At 63.0% G+C, this 14,919-nt stretch carries 18 protein-coding genes; 10 read left to right on the top strand and 8 right to left on the bottom strand.

Annotated elements, in window-relative coordinates:
* Nucleotides 1–48 precede the first annotated feature (48 nt).
* From ftsW to spoIVB, 6 genes are all read left to right on the top strand, one after another.
* Complete coding sequence (gene ftsW, locus EIO64_RS05880; RefSeq protein ID WP_174233003.1) at nt 49–1,290, top strand: putative lipid II flippase FtsW; 1,242 nt, start codon at nt 49–51, stop codon at nt 1,288–1,290.
* A 131-nt stretch (nt 1,291–1,421) separates the two neighbouring features.
* Complete coding sequence (gene murG / locus EIO64_RS05875; RefSeq protein ID WP_136890998.1) at nt 1,422–2,558, top strand: undecaprenyldiphospho-muramoylpentapeptide beta-N-acetylglucosaminyltransferase; 1,137 nt, start codon at nt 1,422–1,424, stop codon at nt 2,556–2,558.
* A gap of 64 nt (nt 2,559–2,622) precedes the next feature.
* Nucleotides 2,623–3,894, top strand: coding sequence for a UDP-N-acetylglucosamine 1-carboxyvinyltransferase (gene murA, locus EIO64_RS05870; protein WP_021750850.1), 1,272 nt, complete (start codon nt 2,623–2,625; stop codon nt 3,892–3,894).
* Between the two features lie 10 nt (nt 3,895–3,904).
* Nucleotides 3,905–4,666: a cell division protein FtsQ/DivIB gene (locus tag EIO64_RS05865; RefSeq protein WP_021750849.1), complete on the top strand. Its 762-nt coding sequence runs from the start codon at nt 3,905–3,907 to the stop codon at nt 4,664–4,666.
* A 215-nt stretch (nt 4,667–4,881) separates the two neighbouring features.
* Complete coding sequence (ftsZ, locus tag EIO64_RS05860; protein ID WP_021750847.1) at nt 4,882–6,003, top strand: cell division protein FtsZ; 1,122 nt, start codon at nt 4,882–4,884, stop codon at nt 6,001–6,003.
* A 271-nt stretch (nt 6,004–6,274) separates the two neighbouring features.
* Nucleotides 6,275–7,261 carry a SpoIVB peptidase gene (spoIVB, locus tag EIO64_RS05855; RefSeq protein WP_249390823.1) on the top strand — a complete coding sequence of 329 codons (987 nt, stop codon included), beginning with the start codon at nt 6,275–6,277 and terminating at the stop codon, nt 7,259–7,261.
* Between the two features lie 76 nt (nt 7,262–7,337).
* Here spoIVB and EIO64_RS05850 read toward each other — a convergent pair whose 3' ends face one another.
* Together EIO64_RS05850 and EIO64_RS05845 are read right to left on the bottom strand one after the other, a co-directional pair.
* On the bottom strand, nt 7,338–7,766 hold the full coding sequence (locus tag EIO64_RS05850; RefSeq protein WP_021750844.1) for a helix-turn-helix domain-containing protein: 429 nt from the start codon (nt 7,764–7,766) through the stop codon (nt 7,338–7,340).
* A 91-nt stretch (nt 7,767–7,857) separates the two neighbouring features.
* Entirely contained in the window at nt 7,858–8,445 is a 588-nt protein-coding gene (locus tag EIO64_RS05845) for an NUDIX hydrolase (RefSeq protein ID WP_197714231.1), read from the bottom strand.
* Nucleotides 8,446–8,763: 318 nt separating this feature from the next.
* On the opposite strand from EIO64_RS05845, the gene spo0A reads away from it, so the two are divergent.
* Nucleotides 8,764–9,525, top strand: coding sequence for a sporulation transcription factor Spo0A (gene spo0A, locus EIO64_RS05840; protein ID WP_021750842.1), 762 nt, complete (start codon nt 8,764–8,766; stop codon nt 9,523–9,525).
* A gap of 50 nt (nt 9,526–9,575) precedes the next feature.
* On the opposite strand, the gene EIO64_RS05835 is transcribed toward spo0A, so the two are convergent.
* The 3 genes from EIO64_RS05835 to EIO64_RS05825 are packed head-to-tail and all read right to left on the bottom strand — an operon-like array spanning nt 9,576 to nt 11,303.
* Nucleotides 9,576–9,947, bottom strand: a complete 372-nt coding sequence (locus tag EIO64_RS05835; protein ID WP_136890997.1) for a hypothetical protein — start codon at nt 9,945–9,947, stop codon at nt 9,576–9,578.
* 43 nt (nt 9,948–9,990) lie between these two features.
* Nucleotides 9,991–10,980, bottom strand: a complete 990-nt coding sequence (locus EIO64_RS05830) for a DUF2812 domain-containing protein (RefSeq protein ID WP_136890996.1) — start codon at nt 10,978–10,980, stop codon at nt 9,991–9,993.
* Nucleotides 10,977–11,303, bottom strand: a complete 327-nt coding sequence (locus EIO64_RS05825) for a PadR family transcriptional regulator (protein ID WP_021750839.1) — start codon at nt 11,301–11,303, stop codon at nt 10,977–10,979. The genes EIO64_RS05830 and EIO64_RS05825 overlap by 4 nt, the downstream gene beginning before the upstream one ends.
* 249 nt (nt 11,304–11,552) lie before the next feature.
* On the opposite strand from EIO64_RS05825, the gene EIO64_RS05820 reads away from it, so the two are divergent.
* The 3 genes from EIO64_RS05820 (at nt 11,553) to EIO64_RS05810 (ending at nt 13,471) form a co-directional block, all read left to right on the top strand.
* Nucleotides 11,553–11,732, top strand: coding sequence for a hypothetical protein (locus EIO64_RS05820; protein ID WP_021750837.1), 180 nt, complete (start codon nt 11,553–11,555; stop codon nt 11,730–11,732).
* Nucleotides 11,733–11,908: 176 nt separating this feature from the next.
* Entirely contained in the window at nt 11,909–12,166 is a 258-nt protein-coding gene (locus EIO64_RS05815) for a TIGR03905 family TSCPD domain-containing protein (protein ID WP_021750836.1), read from the top strand.
* Between the two features lie 165 nt (nt 12,167–12,331).
* Entirely contained in the window at nt 12,332–13,471 is a 1,140-nt protein-coding gene (locus tag EIO64_RS05810; protein ID WP_021750835.1) for a glycosyltransferase, read from the top strand.
* Nucleotides 13,472–13,555: 84 nt separating this feature from the next.
* Here EIO64_RS05810 and EIO64_RS05805 read toward each other — a convergent pair whose 3' ends face one another.
* The 3 genes from EIO64_RS05805 to EIO64_RS05795 are packed head-to-tail and all read right to left on the bottom strand — an operon-like array spanning nt 13,556 to nt 14,819.
* Nucleotides 13,556–13,924, bottom strand: coding sequence for a DUF4180 domain-containing protein (locus EIO64_RS05805; RefSeq protein ID WP_025545301.1), 369 nt, complete (start codon nt 13,922–13,924; stop codon nt 13,556–13,558).
* Between the two features lie 57 nt (nt 13,925–13,981).
* Nucleotides 13,982–14,650: a nitroreductase family protein gene (locus EIO64_RS05800; protein ID WP_136890995.1), complete on the bottom strand. Its 669-nt coding sequence runs from the start codon at nt 14,648–14,650 to the stop codon at nt 13,982–13,984.
* Between the two features lie 28 nt (nt 14,651–14,678).
* Nucleotides 14,679–14,819 carry a hypothetical protein gene (locus tag EIO64_RS05795; protein ID WP_158629707.1) on the bottom strand — a complete coding sequence of 47 codons (141 nt, stop codon included), beginning with the start codon at nt 14,817–14,819 and terminating at the stop codon, nt 14,679–14,681.
* Nucleotides 14,820–14,919 lie beyond the last annotated feature (100 nt).

The following is a 14,919-nucleotide window of genomic DNA, read 5'->3' as shown; positions in this document are numbered from 1 at the left end:
GCTGCGGAGCGCGGCAAGATCCACAGACCCCGAGAGGAGGGAAGCAGTATGGTACGGCAGAAAAAAGCCCCGGCGGCCCGCCGGCGACCCATGAGTCGGGAAGAGGCCCTGGCCCGGCAGGAGCGCCAGCAGCGCCGGCGGGAGCTGGAGCAGGAGAGCCGGGAATTGGCCAAGGGGCCCATTGACCTGCCCTTCTTCATCCTGGTGATGCTGTTGACCGGCGTGGGCCTGGTGATGCTGCTGTCCGCCAGCTTCCCCTCCGCCTATTACGAGACGGACGGCCAGAACCCCATGTCCTACTTTATCCGCCAGGGCGTGTTCGCCATCATGGGCGTGGCGGCCATGCTCTTCATTGGCAAGATCAACTATCAGCGGTTCCGCGGTCTTGCAAAGCCGCTGCTGTATCTGGCCGTCATTCTGCTGATCCTGGTGATTGTTCCGGGCAACCCCTTGGCCATTACCCGGAACAACGCCACCCGCTGGCTGGGCATTCCAGGTACTTCGCTGCAGTTCCAGCCCTCGGAGATCGCAAAGCTGGCGGTGGTGATCTATTTTGCCGACAGCATCTCCAAGAAAAAGGACCGTATGCAGACGTTCCGCTACGGCATCGCCCCCTATGCGGTGCTGCTGATTGTCTTGGCAGCCCTGGTGGGCATCGAGCCCCACCTCTCCGGCGCCATCCTCATCATGGGCGCCGGCGCGGTGATGATGCTGGTGGGCGGCATCCACTGGAGATGGGTGGGGCTGGCTATGGGTGCAGCCGGACTGCTGCTGTATCTGGTGCTGGGCGTGATCGGCTACAACGCCTCCCGCATCGAGATGTGGCACAACCCCTGGCTGGATCCCCAGGGAGCCGGTTACCAGCTGCGCCAGAGCCTCATCACCATCGGCTCCGGCGGGCTGTGGGGCGTGGGCCTGGGGAAGAGCCGCCAGAAGTTTCTCTATCTGCCGGAGGAGCACAACGATTTCATCTTCGCCATCGTCTGCGAGGAGCTGGGCCTGATTGGCGCCACCGTTATCATGCTGCTGTTCGCGGCGCTGATTCTCCGGGGCTTCTGGATCGCCCTCCATGCCCGGGACCGGTTCGGCAGCCTGATGGTGGTGGGCGTCATGACCCTGGTGGGCCTTCAGACCTTTTTGAACATCGGCGTGGTGACGGGCCTGCTGCCCACCACCGGCATCTCCCTGCCGTTTTTCAGCTATGGCGGCACGGCGCTGTCCATCCAGCTGGCGGAGATGGGCATCGTCCTGTCGGTATCCCGGCAGATGAAGCCTACAAAGGCGGGGTAGTACGACCCAGAGGAGTTAAGAGATAAAAGATAAGAGATAAAGGCGGAATCTCAAAATGTCCGGCTGTGCCGGACACCGAATCTCTTCTCCCTTCACTTTTATCTCATATCTTTCGATTGGAGTGCAGCAAAGTGGAAGCATCATTGAAGAAGGTGATCTTCACCTGCGGCGGCACGGCTGGGCACGTGAACCCGGCTATCGCGCTGGCCCAGCTGATGCGCGAAAAGGACCCGGAGACAGAATTTTTGTTCGTGGGAGCGGAGCGGGGACTGGAGAAGGACCTGATCCCCAAGGCGGGATACGACTTCCGCACCGTCCACATCTCCAGCTTCCACCGGTCCTTCAAGCCTCGGGAGATCCGGCACAACCTGGTCTCTGTGGGGAACCTCCTTCGGGCGCCCGGAGAGGCCCGGGCCATTCTGCGGCAGTTCCGGCCGGACGTGGTCATCGGAACGGGGGGATACGCCAGCTTCCCTATGGTGAAGGCCGCTGCCAAGGCGGGGATCCCCACGGCCGTTCACGAGTCCAACATGGTGCCCGGCCTCACCACGGAGATGCTGGAGCCCTTCGCGGACCGGATCATGGTGGGGTTTGAGGCCTGCCGGGAGCACTACCGCCACCCGGAGAAGGTGATCGTCACCGGTACGCCGGTGCGGCGGGACTTCTTCCATCTGACGAAGGCACAGGCCAAGCGCCGCCTGGGCGTGGAAGACGGCCGGCCCCTGCTTGTGTCCTTCTGGGGGTCCCTGGGGGCCTCGGGCATGAACCGGCAGATGGCGGACTTCCTGGCGCTGGAGGCGGCCAAGGAACCTTTCCACCACATCCACGGCGCCGGAAAGGATGGCTATCCAGTGCTGCTGAAGCTGCTGCGGGAGAAGGGAGTGGACCTGGCGGACCACCCGGCGCTGCAGGTGCGGGAGTACATCTATGATATGGCCGCCGTCATGCGGGCGGCGGATCTGGTGCTCTGCCGGGCGGGGGCCTCCACCATCAGCGAGCTGACGGCACTGGGGGTCCCGGCGCTGATCGTGCCGTCCCCCTATGTCACCAACAACCACCAGGAAAAAAACGCGAGGGTCCTGGAAAACGCCGGCGGTGCCGCGGTGCTGCTGGAGAAGGACTGCTCCGGTCAGGCGCTGTTCCAGGCGGCCTGCGGCATCCTTCATGACGGAGCGCGCCGGGCCTCCATGGAGCGGGCCATGTCCGCCCTGGGAATCCGGGACGCCACAGAGCGAATTTATCAAACCGTGCTGGAAATCTGCCAGTAACCACGAAACCCCGCCGGCCATAGGATGGACTGTTGAACCATTCTGGATTCGGAGGGGAACGGATATGAGCCAGCTTTTGTCGGTGCGAGGCGGCCGCCGCCTGGAGGGAGAGGTCACGATCCAGGGGGCCAAGAACAGCGTCCTGCCCATTCTGGCGGCCACGCTGTTGGCAAGGGGGCAGGTGGCGCTGCTGGGCTGCCCCCGGCTGCGGGATGTGGACGCCTCCATCCGCATCCTGCGGCATCTGGGCTGCGACGCCCATTGGGAGGCGGATGCCCTGGCGGTGGACACCACCGCCCTGCGCCGCTGTGAGATTTCGGATGTACTCATGCGGGAGATGCGCTCCTCCGCCATTTTCCTGGGGGCGATCCTGGCCCGGTGCGGGCAGGCGGACCTGAGCTACCCCGGCGGGTGCGAGCTGGGCCCCCGGCCTATCGACCTCCACCTTGCGGGCCTGCGGGACCTGGGGGCGGAGATCCGGGAGGAGGGCGGCTTCCTCCACTGCCGGGCGGACCGGCTGCGGGGCCGGGAAGTGGTGCTGCGGATGCCATCCGTGGGGGCCACGGAGAATCTGATGCTGGCCGCCTGCGGGGCGGAGGGCGTCACGGTGATCTCCAACGCCGCCCGGGAGCCGGAGGTGGTGGACCTGCAGAACTTCCTGAACGCCTGCGGGGCTCGGGTGTCCGGGGCGGGGAGCTCCGCCGTGTCCATAGAGGGCGGGCAGGACCTCCACGGCTGTACGTACCGGGTCATGCCGGATCGGATCGCGGCGGCTACTTACCTCTGCGCGGCGGCCTCTGCCGGCGGGGACATCTATCTCCGGGGCGCGGAGGAGGGGCACCTGTCCACAGTCACCGCCGCCCTGCGGGAGGCGGGCTGCACGGTCACGGCAGACAGCGGAGGCATCCGGGCTCTGTGCCGGGAGCGGCTGCGGGCCGTGGGGCCGGTGCAGACGGCGCCCTACCCCGGCTTTCCAACGGACGCGCAGGCGGTGCTGATGGCGGCACTGCTGCGCAGCCGGGGCGCCACGGTATTTGAGGAGAACATCTTTGAAAACCGCTATCGCCATGTGGACGAACTGATCCGCATGGGGGCCAGCATCCGGGTATCCGGCCGGGTGGCGGTGGTCACGGGTGTGGAGCGGCTTCACAGCGCGCCAGTGCGGTGTACGGATCTGCGGGGCGGGGCGGCCCTGTGCGTGGCGGCTCTGGCGGCGGAGGGGGAGACCCGTGTCTCCCAGATCTGCCACATCGACCGGGGCTACGAAGACCTGGCCCGGGACCTGCGGGCTCTGGGGGCGGACGCGGTGCGCGTGGAAGAGACAGAAAACGGGTAGGAGAGACGACATGGCCAGACGCAGACATTCCAACCGGCGGCGCAGGAGGGGAAACTTCGGCTTCCTCTATAAGCTGCTGTCCGTGCTGGTGATCTGCGCGGCCGTGGTGATGGCCCTGACGCTGTTCTTCCGGGTGGACACCATCGAGGTCACGGGGACTGAGCGGTACACCGAAAAGGACGTGATCGAGGCCAGCGGTATCCAGCTGGGCGACAACCTCTTTCTGCTGAACAAGTACGAGGCCGCCCGCAGCATCGCGGAGCAACTGCCCTACATCGACATTGAGGACATCCGCATCCGGCGGGAGCTGCCGGACACTCTGCTGATCGATGTGGCGGAGTGCGGTACACCCCTGGCGGTGATCCAGGACGGCAGCGCCTGGCTGCTGAGTCCCAAGGGCAAGATCGTGGAGCAGCTGCCGGCGTCTCAAGCTGGGGACTATGCGGTGATCGACGGCTGTGAGCTGCTGGCCCCCTCGGTGGGCACGGACATCGCCCTGTCCACAGAGTTCGCCAATCAGCAGACCAGTCTGCTGGCGCTGCTGGCGGCGCTGGACGCCGCGGGCCTGACGGACCGGGTGGATGCCATCCACCTGGACGATCTGTCCCGGCTGACCATGGACTACGCCGGCCGCTTTTCTGTGGAGATGGAGTACAACGCGGACTATGACCGGATGCTGCAGATCCTGGAGGCGGGAATCAGCAAGCTGGAGAGTAACCAGACAGGCAGCATCCGCCTGGACCTGAATCCGCCGATCCTCACGCTGGACTGAGAGTGGCGGATTTGGCAGAAGATTGCCGAGACAGGGGGGACGGACCGCCGCCCCTCCTTTTTCCGGACAAAAATCTGAGGGAAAAGCCCGATGGACTCTTGACCAGAGGGCGAAAGTGTCATACAATAAACTAAATGTTATGAGATACAGGATATTGTGAATCCAAAGGGACGATCCTCCCTTTTTACACAAACGATAGTAGGAGGCACCACTATATGGCATTTGGATTGGAGACCGGTCCCGATACCGTTGTCAATATCAAGGTCATCGGCGTGGGCGGCGGCGGCAACAATGTGGTCAACCGCATGGTCCGCAGCGGCACCAAGGGCGTGGACTTTGTGGCGGTCAATACCGACAAGCAGGCGCTGAACGTATCCAGCGCCACCTATAAGATCCAGATCGGCGAAAAGCTGACCCACGGTCAGGGCGCCGGATCCGACCCCGAGGTGGGCCGCAAGAGCGCGGAGGAGAGCCGCAACCAGATCGCCAAGGCACTGGAGGACACGGATATGGTGTTCATCACTGCTGGCATGGGCGGCGGTACCGGCACTGGCGGCGCCCCCATCGTGGCGGAGATCGCCAAGGAGATGGACATCCTCACCGTGGCGGTGGTCACCAAGCCCTTCGGGTTTGAGGGCCGCCGGCGGATGCAGCAGGCAGAGGCCGGCATCGCGGAGCTGAAGGACAAGGTGGACTCCCTGGTCATCATCCCCAACGAGCGGCTGAAGCACGCCACGGACCAGAAGATCACCTTTGCAAACGCCTTCGAGATCGCGGACGACGTGCTGCGCCAGGCGGTGCAGTCCATCTCCGACCTGATCCGGGATACCGGCTTCATCAACCTGGACTTCGCGGACGTCACCGCCATCATGAAGAACGCCGGCATGGCCCACATGGGCGTGGGTCGGGCCGCCGGCAAGGGCAAGGCCGAGGAGGCCGCCAAGATGGCCATTTCCAGCCCCCTGCTGGAGACCTCCATCGAGGGGGCCAAGGGCGTGCTCATCAATGTCACCGGCTCCATGGACATCGGTCTGGAGGAGGTGGAACAGGCCGCCAGCTTGGTCCAGGCGGCGGTCCATCCCGATGCGCTCACCATCTTCGGCGCCACCTTCGACGAGACGCTGGACGACGAGATCCGGGTCACCGTCATCGCCACCGGCTTTGACAAGGTGCCGGAGCAGCTGCCCAAGGTGCCGCCCATCCAGGCGGGGGCCGCGGGCCAGCAGAGCGCCGCGGCGGAGCCCATGCCCCTGAAGGAAGAGGACGTGCCCAAGCCGGAGGAGCCGGAGGATGACCCTTTCGAGGATATTTTCAAAATTTTCAATAAGCGGGATTGAACGATTTTTTCCAGGACCTGCGGGTATTTGCCTGCGGGTCCTGTTTTTTTGCCGCCGCGGCGGCACAGTCAAAGCCTGCCATGGGGCTGCTTCCGCATTTTGCAAGGCGTGTTTTTCCGTCTGCGGCAGATGATAATCTCGCCGGCAGATCAGCGGATTTGCCGGCCGCGTTTCGGAAAGGGGTGATTTCATGTATGGACCATTTCAAAAAGCGAGACACGTGCTGCGGGGCGGAGCGGCGCTGGTCTTGGCATTGCTGTTGTGCGCGGCCATGCCGGCGCGCGCTGCCGGTGTGACGGCCGGCGGCGCGGACCAGGACACCTCCGCCCGGATGCTGGTCCCCGTGGGCCACACGGTGGGCATCAAGCTCTTTGCCCGCGGGGTGATGGTGGTGAAGGCGCCGGAGAGCGGCACGCCCGCGGATGACTGCGGCCTGCAGACCGGCGACATCATCGTCAAATGCGGCGGCGTCTCCGTAACCTCCTCAGAGCAGTTCCAATCCCTGCTCCAGGAGAATGGGGAGACGGCCACCGACCTGCAGGTCCGCCGGGAAGGCGGGAGCGTGACGCTCTCTGTTTCCCCGGAACAGAACGAGAAGGGCGCCTACTGCATTGGGGCCTGGATTCGGGACAGCATGGCCGGCATCGGCACCATGACGTATTACGACCCGGAAAGCGGCGCCTTCGGCGCTCTGGGTCACGGGATCACGGACGCCGACACGGCGCTCCTGATGCCCTTTGCCTCCGGATCCATTCTGCCCTCCACCGTGAAAGCGGTGAAGAAGGGTGCCATCGGAGAGGCCGGTGAGCTGCGGGGGGATTTCGACCTGGCCACAGATTTGGGTGATCTGTACGCCAACACCACCAGCGGCGTCTTCGGCACGCTGGACCCCGGCGAATTCACCGAGCGGCTGGGCGATCCCATGCCGGTTGCGGCCGCCGGGGAAGTCCACGCCGGTCCTGCCACCATCCTCTCTAATGTGGAGGGTGATGCCGTTCAGGAATATGATGTGGAAATTTTACAGGTTGTAGAGAATGCAGCAGACGGCCGGGACCTGGTGATCTCTGTGACGGACCCGGAGCTTCTGGCCGCCACAGGCGGCATCGTCCAAGGTATGTCCGGCAGCCCGATCCTGCAAGACGGAAAATTCGCCGGTGCGGTGACGCACGTCCTGCTGAACGATCCAAGCAAAGGGTATGGAATTTTGGTGGAAACTATGCTGGCAGCGGGAGATTTCTCAGAAGAACCCGTGGCCTGACATGGTCTCCCAGGCAGACAGCGGCGGCGGGAAGCATTTTGCTTCCCGCCGCCCCGGAATTTTTTACAATACAGATTTACGACTCTCCGCGCGGGAGTTCCTGCGCTTGGACAGTGGATTCGGCCTCCGCCTGGAAACTGCGGAACGCCGCAAAGTTCAATAGAATCAACAATAAATTGACCATCACAAAGGCGATCAGCACCCCGGCCACGATCCTCCAGATCCGCCGGGCCCGGCGGTTTTTCACCGCCAGCTGCTCGGCGATGCGGGCCAGCTGCTCCGCTGTTCCGCCGCGCTCCGCCTCTGGCGGGACCTCCGGCCCCAGCAGAGCCGCGGAGGTGGTGTCCAGCTCCTCCGCCAGCCGGATCAGCAGGTCCGCGTCCGGCACGGACCGGCCTTTTTCCCATTTGGAGACGGTCTGCCGCACCACATGGAGTCGGGCGGCCAGCTCCTCCTGGGAGAGGCCCTTGGCCTTCCGCAGGGCCTTCAAATTCTCTGCAAGCATTGCGTTGCCTCCTTTCCGGGATCATTCTACCAGGGGAACCGCCGTTGCGGCAAGCAACGCAGACGCACATGGCCCCTGAGCTGCAGAGGTGTTACATCCCCTGTTCCCCGGAGAACAGCGCCAGCTTGGCGTTGAGCTTCCTGTAAATGCGCTCCCGGAACCAGGGCTCCGACGAGGCGGCCACCGCCTCCTCCAGACCGAACCAGGCCACAGCGCTGTTCTCATCCGGCTTCCGGCGCACGGGGGCCGCCGGGTCTGCCTCCAGCAGGTAGGTCACATTCAGATGCAGGTGGGAGGAGACGTAGGCGCCCCGCTTCTCGTGGCCGTCCACAGTGAGGATTTCCAGAGAGTAAATGTGGGGCGATACCGGACGCACCGCCGTGAGTCCGCTCTCCTCCCGGACTTCCCGCATGGATACCGCCAGCAGATCCCGGTCCCCGTCCGCGTGGCCGCCCAGCCAGGACCAGGAGTCGTAGAGGTTGTGGTACGCCATCAGCACCTGTGTCAGGTCCGGGCTCACCACCCAGGCGGAGGCCGTCAGGTGCCCGGCAGCGTTGTCCCGGGTGTAAAGCGCCTCGCCGCTCCGCAGCCGCCGCAGCAGTTCCGCCCGGTCCCGTTCCTCCTGGTCATTCCAGGGGCGATACGCTTCTAATTCCTCCAGCAGCGTCACATGTCTCATCCTTTCTCTTGAGATGGCTCCATTGTACCACGGCCCCGTCCAAAAGGGAAGCCACTGCTGCCGGGAGACTCTGCACCCCTTGCGGCACAATGAGTTAGGAGGCGCGGCGCAGAAAGTGTCGAATGATTCTTGGAAGTTATTTACAGTTTCTTGTTGCAAATCGTGTCCGTTTATGCTACTTTATAGAAAACGCGATTTGAAGCTTCATGAATCCGTCGTAAACAGGAGCGCCCACTTTTTTCCGGCAGGGAGAGGGGGCCTGCTCTGAAGCATTTGTGCCTGGTAAACGAAAATTGTGGAAAGAGGACAGGGGAAGACATGGACATCAGAAGAACTGTATTGCTGGCAGATGCCAATGAGGAATTCCGCACCCTTGTGCGGAAGATCATAGACGAGACAGAGGAGTTTTCGGTGGTGGGGTCTGTGGGAGACGGGACGGAGGCCCTGCGCCTGGCGCGTGAGGAAGCGCCGGACCTGATTCTGATGGATGTGGTCCTGCCGGGGCTGGACGGCTTCGGCGTACTCAAGCAGCTGCGGGAGCAGGAGGGGAAGGTCCCCAAGGTTATCCTAATCTCCGCCTTCTGCAGCGACAGCGTGGTGTCGGAGGCTGTGGATCTGGGAGCCAGCTACTTTTTGACAAAGCCCGTGGAGGAGAACGCCCTGCTGGATCGGATGCGGGCGCTGTTCAGCCGGGGTGCCCCGGTGGAGGAACACCCGGCGGAGCTGAAGAATCTGGTGACCTCTGTTATCCATGAGATCGGTGTGCCCGCCCACATCAAGGGCTATCAGTACCTGCGGGAGGCCATCATGATCGCCGTGGACGACATGGATGTGATCAACGCCGTCACCAAGGTGCTGTATCCGGAGGTGGCCAAGCGGTTTTCCACCACGCCCTCCCGCGTGGAGCGGGCCATCCGCCACGCCATCGAGGTGGCCTGGGACCGGGGCGATCTGGAGACGCTGCAGAAGTATTTCGGCTACACCGTCTCCAATGCCAAGGGCAAGCCCACCAACAGCGAGTTCATCGCCATGATCGCCGACCGCCTGGTGCTGGAGCAGCGGAAGGACCGGAGAGCGTAAGAAAACAGACAGAAAACCAGCCGGGAGAGGGTATCCTCTCCCGGCTGTTGTCAGGCGTACAGGAGCTTTTCTCCGATGACAGCCATCTGGTCTGCCGTCAAGCGCCAGTCCCAGGGCAGCTTGACCTCTGCCATCCGGTCCGGCCAGCACAGCAGGAATTGGTTCACCGGCTCTGCACCGGAGTACCGCTGGAAAACCTCCTCCGCACCCCAGGGGGCGGCAGTCACGGTGAGGTACTCCTCCCAATACTCCATGGGCAGCTGATCGTTGTCCCGCTCCACCCACTGGATGAAATCACGCTTGCACAGGCCATAGAGGAAAGGAAGCTTCACCGTGACGATCTCATAGCGCAGCTCCGGCAGGTCTCCGTCCCCCAGCCGGGCGTCCTGCCGGTACTCCCCGTGGGCGGCCAAGGGGACCACTCCACATCCGCCTCCGTGGACCAGCCGTCATAGTCGATATCGATCAGGTCCTCCACCCGCAGGGGATGGGATCGGCGTAGACGGACCAAGTCATGCCGTGGGCGGTGTAGGTCTCCACCGGCGGATGGTCCTCCAACCAGCCGGAACCGGCATTGCGTATCATGAGGGCGAACAGACCTGTTGTCCCGCCCGCAAACATGGCGATGCAGATTCCTACGATTACCAGGAGGTTGGCCCAGGGCGGGCACCGCAGCCGTTGGAGAGCCTTCCGGGCGGCGTTGGCCAGAAAATAGACCAGTGCGAAAAACAATACCATCCCGATGGTCAGTATGACCATCCCGGTGGACCGGCTTATGGAGGCAAACAAGCCTGCAATCAGGAGTCCGGACCACATCAACACCAGAATGCCAAGTCCCCGGGCACTCCGCAGGTCCGGCAGGGGCAGCCCCGCCTCGACGGCGGCCTCGGCCCGCCACTGCCAGCGGCGGTAGAGCAGCAGGCTTGCCAGCGTCAGCACCAGCAGGGGCAGGTAGGCTGTGGCCGCCAGTAGGGCAGTGGGACTGGCCAGGGTGTCCACGGGATCCGTCCAAATCTGGTAGCATTGAAACGCCACTTCCAGCAGACAGAGGAGCAGCAGCGCCAGGTAATTGCGTATCATGGGCTTTCCAATGCTCCGTCGGATGTTCTCCAGCTCCGCCGCCGGGTCGGTGTCGATGGGAACGGCCGCCGGATCCTCGCTGTAAAACACTTGTACCTGGTCGGAGCTGGCCGCCCGGTGCCACCCGGCTTGGGCGCAGTAGTCCTGAAAGGTGTCCAGCCCCGCCGCCGGAGCGGGAGAGAACCGCCCGGCCCCGGCGAAAAAGGTGACGGCGAACCGGAGCTGCTTCGGCTCTGTCCGCCGGTAGTGCCAGGACCAGGTCCCCAGCCGGTCCAGCATCCAGCCCCTGGCGGCCATGTCTGCCAGATGGTCTGTGACCCGCTTCCGGTCCAAAAAGCTGTACAGGGGCATCCACTCCCGCTTTGTGTGCTTCATGGGGCGCCTCCTTCCGATTCCATCAGCCGTTCATAATCCGCCGTCAGCTGCCGCAGCCGCCGGGCCTCTGCCTCCAGGGCTTCCCGCCCAGTGGGGGTGAGCACATAGCTCCGCTTCCGGCCCTCCACCTTCGTCTCCCGGATGTACCCAGCCTGCAAAAACTGCTCCAGCAGGTTGTACAGCGTCCCCGGGCCCACCGCCACCCGGCTGCCCGTGGCCTCTGCGACCCAGGCCATCACGTCGGCGCCGCACCGCTCCTGCCGCAGGCACAGGAGAATGTAGAACATCTGCTCGGTCAGGGTCTGAAATTTTCCCCGGGCCATGGCGCTGCCGCCTCCTATTATCGAATATCGTTATTGCTTTGAGACCACTATATCATCGAATATCGATATTGTCAAGCCGGGATTCTTTAACCCGCCTGCAGTCTCTTTTCGAGATAACTGATGATGACGCAAACGCTTCCGCCTTCGCCAGGCGGCCTTGATCCGGATCAGATGATCTGATAAAATAAAAAATGCAGGTTTCCCGGACGGGCAAGACCCATTCGGCGGATTGGGGAGGAGGCAAATTACATGCAGATATACTGGTGGTTTCTGATTCCTGCTTTTTTCCTTCTGATCTTTTCGGACCGGATAGACAGAGCCGTCAAGGCAAATAGAAAGCTCAGAAAAGCAATGTTGGTAATACTGGCTTTGTGCAGCGGCCTGCTGCTGGTATCTATCATGGCTGTGCTTGCATCGCGCTTTGCCTGAAATCCGAAACGGCAGGAATGGACCCTGACAGTTGGGGAACGGAAAGGAACCGCCGCATGTTCCGCTGAAATGACGGAGAATTTCCCCCCCTTCTTCAAATTGTGCCGCCTCTTGCCATTCCCGGCGGGATGTGATATCCTAAACGGGCAATATCATGAAAAGAGGAGATTTCGACCATGACGTATACGTTCCGTCCCCGGGGCGTCTGCTCCCAGGAGATGCGCGTGGAGGTGGATGACGCCGGCATCATCCAGAAGATGGAGGTCCTGGGCGGCTGCAGCGGCAACCTCCAGGGGATTTCCGCCCTGGTGGTGGGGATGCCTGCCCAGGAGGCGATCCACCGTTTGAAGGGCATCCGCTGCGGTGCCAAGAGCACCTCCTGCCCAGACCAGTTCGCCTGCGGGCTGGAGTCCGCCCTGGCCAAACAGAAATAAGCCTGAGACAGGCCCTGCGGCATCTGCCGCGGGGCCTGTTGTTCAGAGTCCGTTCAGAGATCCCGCAGGCGACGAAATTCCCTGGACAAGCGATGAAAAACATGGTAAACTAAACCGTTAGCGGCGGAAGCGCCGCCAAACCAAAGAAAGACGGTTCAGACGTTTATGAAGATCGTTTTGGTCATCGACCAGTTTGACGACGCGAACAACGGCACCACCATCAGCGCACGGCGTTTTGCCCAGGCGCTGAAGAACCACGGCAACGAGGTGCGGGTCATCGCCACCGGCAAGCCCGCGGACTACAAGTACGCCGTGCGGCAGATGAGGTTCTTTCCAGTGGTGGAGCATCTCATCACCAGCCAGGGGATGCGGCTGGCCATCCCCAACCGCCATGTGTTTGAAAAGGCGGCGGCCTGGGCGGACGTGGTGCATTTCATGATGCCGTCGCCCCTGGGCATCATGGGCCTGAAGCATGTGGAAAAGCTGGGCATCCCTCACACGGCGGCCTTCCACTGCCAGCCGGAGAACATCACCTTCACCCTGCACATGGGCAACAGCAGGCGCGTCAACGACTTTGTATACAACCGCTTCCGGGATACGTTCTTCAACCGGTTCACCCACATCCACTGCCCCAGCAATATGATTGCGAACCAGCTCCGCCAACACGGCTACACCGCCCGGCTCCACGTGATCTCCAACGGCATCAGCCCGGAGTACATCTACGGCAAGCGGGAAAAGGAACCCTGGATGCAGGGCCTCTTCAATGTGCTGATGGTGGGCCGCTACGCCGGGGAAAAGCGTCAGGATGAGCTGATCGACGCCTGCGCCAAGTCCCGCCACGCCCGGGAGATCCAGGTGATCCTGGCGGGAAAGGGTCCGCTGGAGAAAAAATACCGCCGTCTGGCGGAGAAGCTCCCCAATCCCATCGTCATGGAGTTCTATGAGCCTGCCCGCCTGCTGGAGATCCTCCACATGGCGGATCTGTACGTCCACACCTCCGACGCGGAGATCGAGGCTATGAGCTGTATGGAGGCATTTGCCTGCGGCTTGGTGCCGGTGATCGCCGATTCCCCCCGGTCCGCCACGCCCCAGTTCGCCCTGGATGAGCGGAGCCTGTTCCCGGCCGGGGACACAGACGCGCTGGCCCAGCGGATCGACTGGTGGATCGAGCACCCGGAGGAGCGGCAGGCAATGGAGCGCCGCTATGCCGAACACGCCAGACAGTACTCTCTGGAGGAGTCCATCCGCCAGACGGAGGAGATGTTCCGTCAGGCCATTGCGGAGCAGCGGGGGGCGAAAGCCTAAGCGCCCGGAAAACCGAACACGCAGAAGAACCAAAGGGACGGCAGCGAAATCGCTGCCGTCCCTTTTGCGCCGCCGCGGGGCTGCTCACTCCGCGTCTGTCAGCCGCTGGACGGCCTCCTTCATGGTGGACACGAAAAAGAAGTCTTTGCCATGATTGGACTCGCGGATAAAGTCCCGCAGCGGCTTGCTGGCGTAGTGGGAGTAGTCGCCGTAAATGGCGGCCTTGAACCGGTAGTTCATCAGCTTCTGCAGGATGTCTCCCGCCACGCCGGTGCTGAGAATGAAAAAGTCGCTGCACACCAGGCGCTTGTCGATGGCCAGCCTGGACGCGCCGGTCTCATACCGGACGGACATGGCCAGGTCCAGGGCCGCACCCGCGTCCGTGATCTGCACCTTCCCGCCGGAGAGCACTGCGATGGCGCCCCGCGGGGCTTGTATGGTTTCGATATTCATCAAAATCCTCCTGACAGGGGCGGGAGGCCCGGAGGCTGCCGGAAGACCGGCTCCCGGTCAGGGAGCCCAGCGGAACTGCGCGGTCCCCGCCCCGATTTCAAAATGGTATTTGGCAATGCCCAGGTCCACCTTGGTGTAAAAGCCGGTTCCGGCTTTCGCGGCCACGCTGCCGCCTTGAAGCGTGAAGGTAAATTTCTGCTGGTTCATGGCTGTGGGCGCCAGCAGCGCCGCCCGCACGCCCCGCTGGAACCAGTCCGGCACAGGGGAATCCGCCTTGGACACCTCTTCCGGCTGCTTGACCGGGTGTCCGGCGCCCTGGGTGGTGCCGTGGCCCACCGCGATCACCAGGCAGAGCTTCTCGCCCGGGGCGATCTGAAAGGCGGTCTTGACCTTGCTGTACGTCATGGCGACCCAGCAGGTGTTGAGACCCAGCTGCTGGGCCCGCAGTACGATCTTCTCCCCGTAGTACCCGCAGGCTTCCTCCAGGTTCGGGGACTTCTTTCCGATCAGCGCGATGTAGTTTTTTACGCCGGAGAACTTCCCGTAGTGGGCCGGAAGCCCTCCGAATCCTCTGGGCTCATCCAGAACAAGCTGGATGTGAAGCCCGCTCTCCCGGTTGCACTGGGCGATGCACGCCAGCAGTGCTTCTCTCGCCTCCGGCGCGATGGGCCGGTCCTCGTAGGAGCGGACCGCATGCCGGTGCTCCATGGCCTCGAACAAATCCATAACTGTATTCCTCCTGTGATAGCCGCAGTCAATCCTCGCCGCTCTTGTCCGGAGCGTTTCTCAGGATCTGCAGAATGTCTGCGAACAGGCGCGCTACGTTTTCGATCCCACTGTCCTGCAGGGCCAGATAGTAGAAGACGCGAGTCGCTTCTTTTCGGGCTTTTATCACGCCTGTCTCCCGCAGAACCTGCAGGCGGGGGAGACAACAGGACGCGCAGCAGGTCCTGCCGCGTCTCGCCGCCAAAGGCGGTGAATCGGTTCCGGCACGG

The sequence above is a fragment of the Dysosmobacter welbionis genome (assembly GCF_005121165.3).
Lineage (GTDB): Bacteria > Bacillota > Clostridia > Oscillospirales > Oscillospiraceae > Oscillibacter > Oscillibacter welbionis.
Note: the sequence above shows the minus strand (reverse complement) of the source record. Positions and strands in the feature narration are given on the sequence as shown.

What these genes read in the sequence shown, in the direction of transcription:
- ftsW (WP_174233003.1), top strand. Translation starts at nt 49, where the DNA reads ATGGTACGGCAGAAAAAAGCCCCGGCGGCCCGCCGGCGACCCATGAGT.
- murA (WP_021750850.1), top strand. Translation starts at nt 2,623, where the DNA reads ATGAGCCAGCTTTTGTCGGTGCGAGGCGGCCGCCGCCTGGAGGGAGAG.
- EIO64_RS05865 (WP_021750849.1), top strand. Translation starts at nt 3,905, where the DNA reads ATGGCCAGACGCAGACATTCCAACCGGCGGCGCAGGAGGGGAAACTTC.
- ftsZ (WP_021750847.1), top strand. Translation starts at nt 4,882, where the DNA reads ATGGCATTTGGATTGGAGACCGGTCCCGATACCGTTGTCAATATCAAG.
- spoIVB (WP_249390823.1), top strand. Translation starts at nt 6,275, where the DNA reads ATGCCGGCGCGCGCTGCCGGTGTGACGGCCGGCGGCGCGGACCAGGAC.
- EIO64_RS05850 (WP_021750844.1), bottom strand. Translation starts at nt 7,766, where the DNA reads ATGCTTGCAGAGAATTTGAAGGCCCTGCGGAAGGCCAAGGGCCTCTCC.
- EIO64_RS05845 (WP_197714231.1), bottom strand. Translation starts at nt 8,445, where the DNA reads ATGAGACATGTGACGCTGCTGGAGGAATTAGAAGCGTATCGCCCCTGG.
- spo0A (WP_021750842.1), top strand. Translation starts at nt 8,764, where the DNA reads ATGGACATCAGAAGAACTGTATTGCTGGCAGATGCCAATGAGGAATTC.
- EIO64_RS05830 (WP_136890996.1), bottom strand. Translation starts at nt 10,980, where the DNA reads ATGAAGCACACAAAGCGGGAGTGGATGCCCCTGTACAGCTTTTTGGAC.
- EIO64_RS05825 (WP_021750839.1), bottom strand. Translation starts at nt 11,303, where the DNA reads ATGGCCCGGGGAAAATTTCAGACCCTGACCGAGCAGATGTTCTACATT.
- EIO64_RS05820 (WP_021750837.1), top strand. Translation starts at nt 11,553, where the DNA reads ATGCAGATATACTGGTGGTTTCTGATTCCTGCTTTTTTCCTTCTGATC.
- EIO64_RS05815 (WP_021750836.1), top strand. Translation starts at nt 11,909, where the DNA reads ATGACGTATACGTTCCGTCCCCGGGGCGTCTGCTCCCAGGAGATGCGC.
- EIO64_RS05810 (WP_021750835.1), top strand. Translation starts at nt 12,332, where the DNA reads ATGAAGATCGTTTTGGTCATCGACCAGTTTGACGACGCGAACAACGGC.
- EIO64_RS05805 (WP_025545301.1), bottom strand. Translation starts at nt 13,924, where the DNA reads ATGAATATCGAAACCATACAAGCCCCGCGGGGCGCCATCGCAGTGCTC.
- EIO64_RS05800 (WP_136890995.1), bottom strand. Translation starts at nt 14,650, where the DNA reads ATGGATTTGTTCGAGGCCATGGAGCACCGGCATGCGGTCCGCTCCTAC.